Source organism: Streptomyces sp. (assembly GCF_031181705.1).
Lineage (GTDB): Bacteria > Actinomycetota > Actinomycetes > Streptomycetales > Streptomycetaceae > Streptomyces.
The window spans coordinates 1-7,033 of sequence record NZ_JAPSKN010000207.1 but is presented as its reverse complement, the minus strand read 5'-3'; the positions used below and the strand labels follow the sequence as shown (position 1 = coordinate 7,033).

At 73.9% G+C, this 7,033-nt stretch carries 7 protein-coding genes; 4 read left to right on the top strand and 3 right to left on the bottom strand.

Going from position 1 to position 7,033, the window contains the following annotated elements; translation table 11 throughout:
• Positions 1–96 precede the first annotated feature (96 nt).
• Positions 97–390: a DUF3303 family protein gene (locus RIN80_RS25465; protein ID WP_309097990.1), complete on the top strand. Its 294-nt coding sequence runs from the start codon at positions 97–99 to the stop codon at positions 388–390.
• Positions 391–399: 9 nt separating this feature from the next.
• Here the strand turns inward: RIN80_RS25465 and RIN80_RS25460 are convergent, their stop codons facing one another.
• The 3 genes from RIN80_RS25460 to RIN80_RS25450 all read right to left on the bottom strand — a co-directional run bounded on the left by RIN80_RS25460 (position 400) and on the right by RIN80_RS25450 (position 3,364).
• The gene (locus RIN80_RS25460) at positions 400–1,050 is read right to left on the bottom strand and encodes a hypothetical protein (RefSeq protein ID WP_309097989.1); all 651 of its coding nucleotides are present in this window, start codon (positions 1,048–1,050) and stop codon (positions 400–402) included.
• A 138-nt stretch (positions 1,051–1,188) separates the two neighbouring features.
• Positions 1,189–1,890: a GntR family transcriptional regulator gene (locus tag RIN80_RS25455; protein ID WP_309097988.1), complete on the bottom strand. Its 702-nt coding sequence runs from the start codon at positions 1,888–1,890 to the stop codon at positions 1,189–1,191.
• Positions 1,891–2,008: 118 nt separating this feature from the next.
• Positions 2,009–3,364, bottom strand: coding sequence for an aspartate aminotransferase family protein (locus tag RIN80_RS25450; protein WP_309097987.1), 1,356 nt, complete (start codon positions 3,362–3,364; stop codon positions 2,009–2,011).
• A 160-nt stretch (positions 3,365–3,524) separates the two neighbouring features.
• On the opposite strand from RIN80_RS25450, the gene RIN80_RS25445 reads away from it, so the two are divergent.
• The 3 genes from RIN80_RS25445 (at position 3,525) to RIN80_RS25435 (ending at position 6,932) form a co-directional block, all read left to right on the top strand.
• Positions 3,525–4,142 carry a type 1 glutamine amidotransferase family protein gene (locus RIN80_RS25445; protein WP_309097986.1) on the top strand — a complete coding sequence of 206 codons (618 nt, stop codon included), beginning with the start codon at positions 3,525–3,527 and terminating at the stop codon, positions 4,140–4,142.
• On the top strand, positions 4,139–4,597 hold the full coding sequence (locus RIN80_RS25440; RefSeq protein ID WP_309097985.1) for a MarR family transcriptional regulator: 459 nt from the start codon (positions 4,139–4,141) through the stop codon (positions 4,595–4,597). The genes RIN80_RS25445 and RIN80_RS25440 overlap by 4 nt, the downstream gene beginning before the upstream one ends.
• Positions 4,598–4,676: 79 nt before the next feature.
• On the top strand, positions 4,677–6,932 hold the full coding sequence (locus tag RIN80_RS25435; RefSeq protein WP_309097984.1) for a protein kinase: 2,256 nt from the start codon (positions 4,677–4,679) through the stop codon (positions 6,930–6,932).
• The last annotated feature ends 101 nt before the right edge of the window (positions 6,933–7,033 follow it).

Below are 7,033 nucleotides of genomic sequence, written 5' to 3'. Positions count from 1 at the left end.
GGGGGCGGCCGGCGCCGTCTCGCCGGGAGAGTTGCCGGGAACGGGCATAGGCTGAGAACCACACCCCGCGTGTCGACGCAGAAGAAGGTGAGTGCGATGCGCGTACTGCTCAAGGCCCGCATGGACACGGAGAGGGCCAACGAGGCCATCCGCAACGGCACCATGGGCAAGCTGCTCCAGGAGTCGCTGGAGCAGATCAAGCCGGAAGCGGCCTACTTCACCTCCGACCAGGGCAAGCGGACCGCCTACCTGGTCTTCGACATGCAGGACAGCTCGCAGATGCCCGTGCTCAGCGAGCCCTTCTTCCTCCACCTGGGCGCGGAGATCACCTACACGCCGGTGATGAACGTCGAGGACGTGCAGAAGGGCCTGGCCCAGCTGGGCCGCTGAGCCACCGGCTCAGCTGAAGACGATCATCGAGCCCTGGGCCAGGCTGCGGGTCACGGCGGCGTGCAGGCCGAGCCAGACGTGGCGTTCCCGGGCGAAGGGGCTCGGATCGTACGGGGCCGGAACGGCGGGTTCTTCCAGCTCCGTCGGGGCGAGCGGCGGCTGGGGGGCCGCCGGCGGGTTGGCCGGGTCGATGCCGATCACCGGGGCGACCACCTCCAGTTCCCGCAGCAGGGCGTGCGAGGAGCCCAGCGGGCCGCCGCCGGCGAGCAGCTCGTCGTCGGCGAGCGGGCTGGGGAAATCGACGGGGACGTACGCGCCCGCGTGGTCGTAGTGCCAGACCAGGTGGGACTGCTGGGCCGTCGACTCGAACATCTCCAGCAACTGCTCGTAGTCACCGCCCAGTTCGTCCACCGGCGTCACCGGCAGCCCGCACACCTGGAGCAGGTAGGCGCGGCGCAGGAAGTGCAGCGCGTCGTAGTCGAAGCCCGCGACCGGGGCGACGTCGCCCGACAGCCCCGGCATGTACTGGTACACCGGCACCGGCGGCAGCCCGGCCTCGGCGAGCACCTTGTTGTATTGCGCGAGTTCCTCGGCGAAGGGGTTGTCCGGCGTGTGGCACAACACGTCGACGAGCGGTACCAGCCACAGATCACAGGCCAAAGAAGGCTCCTCGCTCAGCGCGGTGGTCGGGTAGCACGGTGGTCGGGTAGCACGGTGGTCAGGGAAGAGTAGCGGTGCGGCGCGGTCGCGGCTCCTGCCGTGCATGTCCCATACCCACCCGAACGGATGCGACGCGGCTCAACCGGAGGCAAGACGCTCGATCAGGGCGAGCGAGTGGGTGTTGTAGCCGGCGATGATCGCCCGGGCGGTGTCGGTGTCGCGGGCACCCAGGGCGTCGACCAGTTCGGTGTGGCCCGCCCACAGCTCGCCCCGCAGGTCGCTGAGCCGGCGCAGGTACTGCACCGCGCACACCCAGGTCCGCACGCGCAGCCGGTGCAGGAAGTCGGCGAGGTAGGGGTTGCCGAAGACCGCGGCGAGCTCGCGCCAGAAGCGCAGGTCGTAGCCGATGAGCACGGTCAGGTCCCCGGCCGCGGCGGCCCGCTGGGCCTCCTCGCCGCGCCGCCGCACCCCGGCGAGGGTCGCCGCCACACGGGGATCGTCGGTCCGTATGGAGGCGCGCTGCCCGGTGAGCAGGGCGTGGAACATCCCCTCGATGACCAGGTCGCGGGCCTCGATCATGCCGCGGAAGTCCTCGACCGAGTACTCGTGGACCCGGAAGCCGCGGTGCTGGTCCGCCTCCAGCAGCCCCTGGGCGGAGAGGTCGACCAGCGCCTCCCGCACCGGCGTCGCGGAGACGCCGTACTGCTCGGCGATCTCCTTGACCGTGAACTCCTGCCCCGGCTGGAGCCGCCCGGCCAGCACCTCGTCACGAAGGGCGTCGGCGATCTGCTGGCGCAGGGTGCTGCGCATCACGGAGCCGGTGCCGGTGCTGCCGGGCATGGTCAGGGCGTCTCCCTCGTCGCGTTCGGGTGGCGTGCGCGTATATGTCTACGGGCACGCCACCTTACGCGTTCGAATGAGACCCGAGAATGTCGGTTACTGACGGGTTTACAGCTGCTTACGCCGTGTACTCGTCGGCCACCGACAGTGCCGAGTCCAGCACGGCCAGGCCTTCCTTCAGCTCCGCCTCGCTGACCGTGCAGGGCGGCACCACGTGCGTCCGGTTCATGTTCACGAACGGCCACAGCCCGCCCGCCTTCGCGGCGGCGGCGAAGGCGGCCATCGGCGCGTTCGCCTCCCCGGTCGCGTTGTACGGCACCAGCGGCTCGCGCGTCTCGCGGTCGCGCACCAGCTCCAGCGCCCAGAACATGCCCACGCCGCGCACCTCGCCGACGCTCGGGTGCCGCTCGGCGAGCGCCCGCAGCTCCGGTTCGACGACGGACGCCCCCAGGCGGGCCGCGTTCTCGACCACGCCCTCCTCCGCCATGACGCCGATCGTCGCGACGGCGGCGGCGCACGCCAGCGGGTGACCCGAGTACGTCAGACCGCCCGGGTAGGGCCGCTTCCCGAACGTCTCCGCGATCGCGCCGGAGATCGCCACCCCGCCCAGCGGCACATAGCCGCTGTTCACGCCCTTGGCGAAGGTCAGCAGGTCGGGCGTGACACCGAACAGGTCCGCGGCGAACCACGCACCGGTCCGCCCGAACCCGGCCATGACCTCGTCCAGGACGAAGACGATCCCGTGCTTGTCGCACAGCTCGCGCACCCCGGCCAGATAGCCGGGCGGCGGGACCATGATCCCGGCCGTGCCCGGGATGGTCTCCAGGATGATCGCCGCGATCGTCGAGGGACCCTCGAAGGCGATCGTCGTCTCCAGGTGCTCCAGCGCCCGGGCGCACTCCTGCTCCTCGGTCTCGGCGTAGAAGCGGGAGCGGTAGAGGTAGGGCGCCCAGAAGTGCACGACCCCGGCCGTGCCGCTGTCGGAGGCCCAGCGGCGCGGGTCGCCGGTGACGTTCACGGCCTGCTGGGTGCCGCCGTGGTAGGAGCGGTACGCCGAGAGCACCTTGGGACGACCGGTGTGCAGCCGGGCCATCCGGATGGCGTGCTCGACGGCGTCGGCGCCGCCGTTGGTGAAGAAGATCCTGTCCAGGTCGCCCGGGGTCCGCTCGGCGATCAGCCGCGCCGCCTCCGACCGCGCCTCGACGGCGAACGCGGGCGCGAAGGTAGCCAGCCGTCCCGCCTGCTCCTGGATCGCGGCGACGACCCTGGGGTGCTGGTAGCCGATGTTCGTGTAGACGAGCCCGCTGGAGAAGTCGAGGTAGCGCTTGCCGTCGTAGTCCCAGAAGTACGACCCCTCGGCACCGGCGACGGCGAGCGGGTCGATGAGCTCCTGCGCGGACCAGGAGTGGAACACGTGGGCACGGTCGGCGGCCTTCACGGCGGCGCCGGCTTCGGGGTTCGGCTGAGGGGTCATGCGGGCGAGCGTAGGCGCGGGGGAGCGGGCGGTGGTATCGGCGGCCTGTCTGGCGTGCGCCGCATTCCGCGACAGGTTGTCCATGCGCGCCCCGACCTATTGACAGGATGCTGTCCAGATGTCAGCGTGCTGTCATAAGGCAAGGGTCCGAGGAGGAACCATGAACGCCACCGCAGTCCGCAAGCCCGTCCACCTCGCCGTCTACGACACCTTCGCCGACTGGGAGACCGGCCACACCACGGCCCACCTCGCCCGCGCCGGCCACGAGATCCGCACGGTCGGCCCGTCCACCGCCCCGGTCACCAGCATCGGCGGCCTGCGCGTGCGGCCCGACCTGGCCCTGGACGACGTACGGCCCGAGGACAGCTCCCTGCTGATCCTCCCGGGCGCCGACCTCTGGGACACATCAGGCGACCTGGCCCCCTTCGCCCGCACGGCCCGCGCCTTCCTGGCGGCGGGCGTCCCGGTCGCCGCGATCTGCGGGGCCACCGCCGGACTGGCCCGGGAGGGCCTGCTCGACGACCGGACTCACACCAGCGCGGTCTCCTTCTACCTGGCCGCGACCGGTTACGCGGGCGGCGAGCGCTACGTCGAGGCCGACGCCGTCACCGACCGGGGCCTGGTCACCGCCGGCCCGACCGAGCCCGTGGCCTTCGCCCGGGAGGTCCTGCGGCTGCTCGGGGTGTACGAGGGCGAGGTGCTGGACGCCTGGTACCGGCTCTTCCACGACTCCGACGCGACGGCGTACGCGGTGCTGGAGAAGGCCGGGGCGCTGTGAGCCGGGAGCGTCAGGAGCTGCTCAGCCGCAGCGCCCTCGGGGTGTTCCGGCTCAACGGCCAGTTCCTCGCCGTCGCGGAGGAACTGGCCCGGCCGGCCGGGCTCACCGCCGCCTGGTGGCAGGTGCTCGGAGCGGTCCTGGGCGAGCCGCTGCCGGTCTCGGGCATCGCCCGCGCCATGGGCATCACCCGGCAGAGCGTGCAGCGCATCGCCGATCTGCTGGTGGAGCGGGGGCTCGCGGAGTACCGGCCGAACCCGGCGCACCGCCGGGCCAAGCTCCTCGCCCCGACCGGGGAGGGCCGCGCGGCCGTCGCCCGCATCGACCCCGGGCACGCGGCCTTCGCCGACCGGCTGGCCGAGGCGTTCGGGGAAGCGGAACTGGCGGAGGCGGTGCGGACGCTGGAGCGGCTGTCGAAGGTGCTCGACGGGGCGGGTCCGCCTGTTACGGAACCGTAGACGTCTCCCAGGGCACCCGGCCCCCGCCCCGCACTATTCTCGATCCGTTGCTCGCGTGTGGGGGGAAGGCGGCTGAGCGATGGAGACGTTGGGGCCGGGGGAGCCGCAGCACATCGGTGCGTACCGGTTGCTGGCGCGGCTCGGTGCGGGAGGCATGGGACACGTGTACCTGGCCCGCTCGGAGCGGGGCCGCACCGTCGCCGTGAAGCTGGTCCGCGAGGAACTGGCCGCGCAGGAGGAGTTCCGCGAGCGGTTCCGGCAGGAGGTGCGGGCCGCGCGGCAGGTCGGCGGGTACTGGACGGCGCCGGTGCTGGACGCGGACACCGAGGCCGCCGTGCCGTGGGTCGCCACCGGGTACGTCGCCGGGCCGAGCCTGCAGCAGATCGTCGGGCACGACCACGGGGCCCTGCCGGAGCGGACCGTGCGCATCCTCGCGGCCGGGCTCGCGCACGCGCTCCAGGACATCCACGCGGCCGGCATCGTCCACCGCGACCTCAAGCCGTCCAACGTGCTCGTCACCATCGACGGCCCGCGCGTCATCGACTTCGGCATCGCGCGTGCCCTGGAGACGGTGACCGACGGCGGGCTCACGCGCACCGGCGCGCTCGTCGGATCGCCGGGCTTCATGGCGCCCGAGCAGGTGCGGGGCGACCGCATCACCCCGGCGTGCGACGTCTTCTGCCTCGGCTCGGTCCTCGCCTACGCCGCCACCGGCAAGCTGCCGTTCGGCACCGCCAACAGCGGCGTGCACGCCCTGATGTTCCGCATCGCCCAGGAGGAACCGGACCTGGAGGGCGTGCCGGAGGGAATCGCCGACCTGGTCCGCGACTGCCTGCGCAAGGACCCGGCCGCCCGGCCGTCCCTCGACCACGTCCTGCGGCGCACGGGCGCGGACGACACCGTCGCCGACGGCCGCGCCCTCGACCCGTGGCTCCCGAGCGCACTGGTGGCCCAACTGGGGCGGCACGCGGTGCGGTTGCTGGACGCGGAGAACCCGCAGGGCGAACCGGCACCGGGCCCCGGGCCGGGATCCCGGCCCGGGGCGGACGCGGCGGGCGGCGCCGGCGAGGAAAGCGGGTCGTCTGCACCCGGCTCTCAGGGCCGGGGTCCGGCGGACCGACCCGGCTCGGGTCCGGCGGACCGACCTGCCTCCGGTCCGGCGGACCGACCTGCCTCCGGTCGGCCGGACCTACCTGCCCACGGTCCGGCGGGTCCTTCCAGTCCTGCGAGGCCCTCGGGTCCGGCGGGCTCTTCCGGCTCTGCCGCTGCCGGTGGTGCCGGCGGTGCCGCTTCCGCCGGTGCCGTCGGGCCGTCCGGCCCCGGCTCCGCCCCCGCCGGGCACCCCGCACCTCCCGGTCACGGCCCCGAGCACGCCCCCACCGGCGGCCCCGGCGCCACCCCGGAACACGCCCACGTAGCCGACGCGTCCGGGCCCGGCACCGTGCCGCCGGTGCCCGGTCCGCCTCCGCCGGGTGCGCCGGGCTCGGGGACGCCGGGTGTCCCCGGCTCGGGGGCGCCGCTGAATCACCTGCCCACCATGGTCGCGGGCCAGGGCCGGCCCACCCCCGCACCCCCCGGCCCGGGCAGCCCGCCGCATGCCCAGCCGCCCCCGCCCCCGTACCCGGCCTACGGCTACCCGCAGCAGCACCCCCAGCCCGGCTCCCCGGGCGGTGCCGCACCGGCGTACCCCGGCTACGTCGGACTCGGTTCCACCCCGCCCTACGGGCCGCCGCCGTACGGCCCGACCCCGCCGTACGGCCCCGGGCAGGAGCCGCCCCGGCGCGACGGCCGGTCCACCGCGCTGCTCGTCGTGATCGCCCTGGTCGTGGCGCTGGCGGCGGGCGGGACGGTGTACGCCCTGATGCAGGGCGGCGGGGACGGGACCGGCGACCACGCGCAGCCCTCCCCGACGCACAGCACCGGCGCGCCCCCGACCACCCAGGGCCCCTCGCCGACGGCCTCCCCCTCCCCGGCGGACGGCACGATCCCGTCGGCGTACCTCGGCACCTGGACCACCACCATCGACAACGCCGACGGACAGCACACCCGCCGGCTCACCCTCCGGCAGGGCGAGCCGGGCGACACGGTCCTGTCCCTCGTGGCGGACGGCCCGACCAAGGGCGGCGGCACCTACCACTGCGTGTTCGAGGGCGAACTGACCGCCGCGCCCGGCGCCGACGGCCCGCTGAGGATCGGCCCGTCCACCGTGACCGTCGGCCAGCCGCGCACCGCCTGCACCCCGGGCGCGGCCACCGAGATCACCGTCCTGTCGGACGGCACGCTCCAGCGCACCAACACGAGCAGCGGCGAACGGCTGACGTACACGAGGCAGTGACGGACTCCCCTGCCGCGGCGCGTGCTTGAGGGTTCGACAGCCCAGCCCCGGGAGGACGGCGGAACTGGTGTGGACCCGGGGTCCCGAACCCGGCCTCGCGG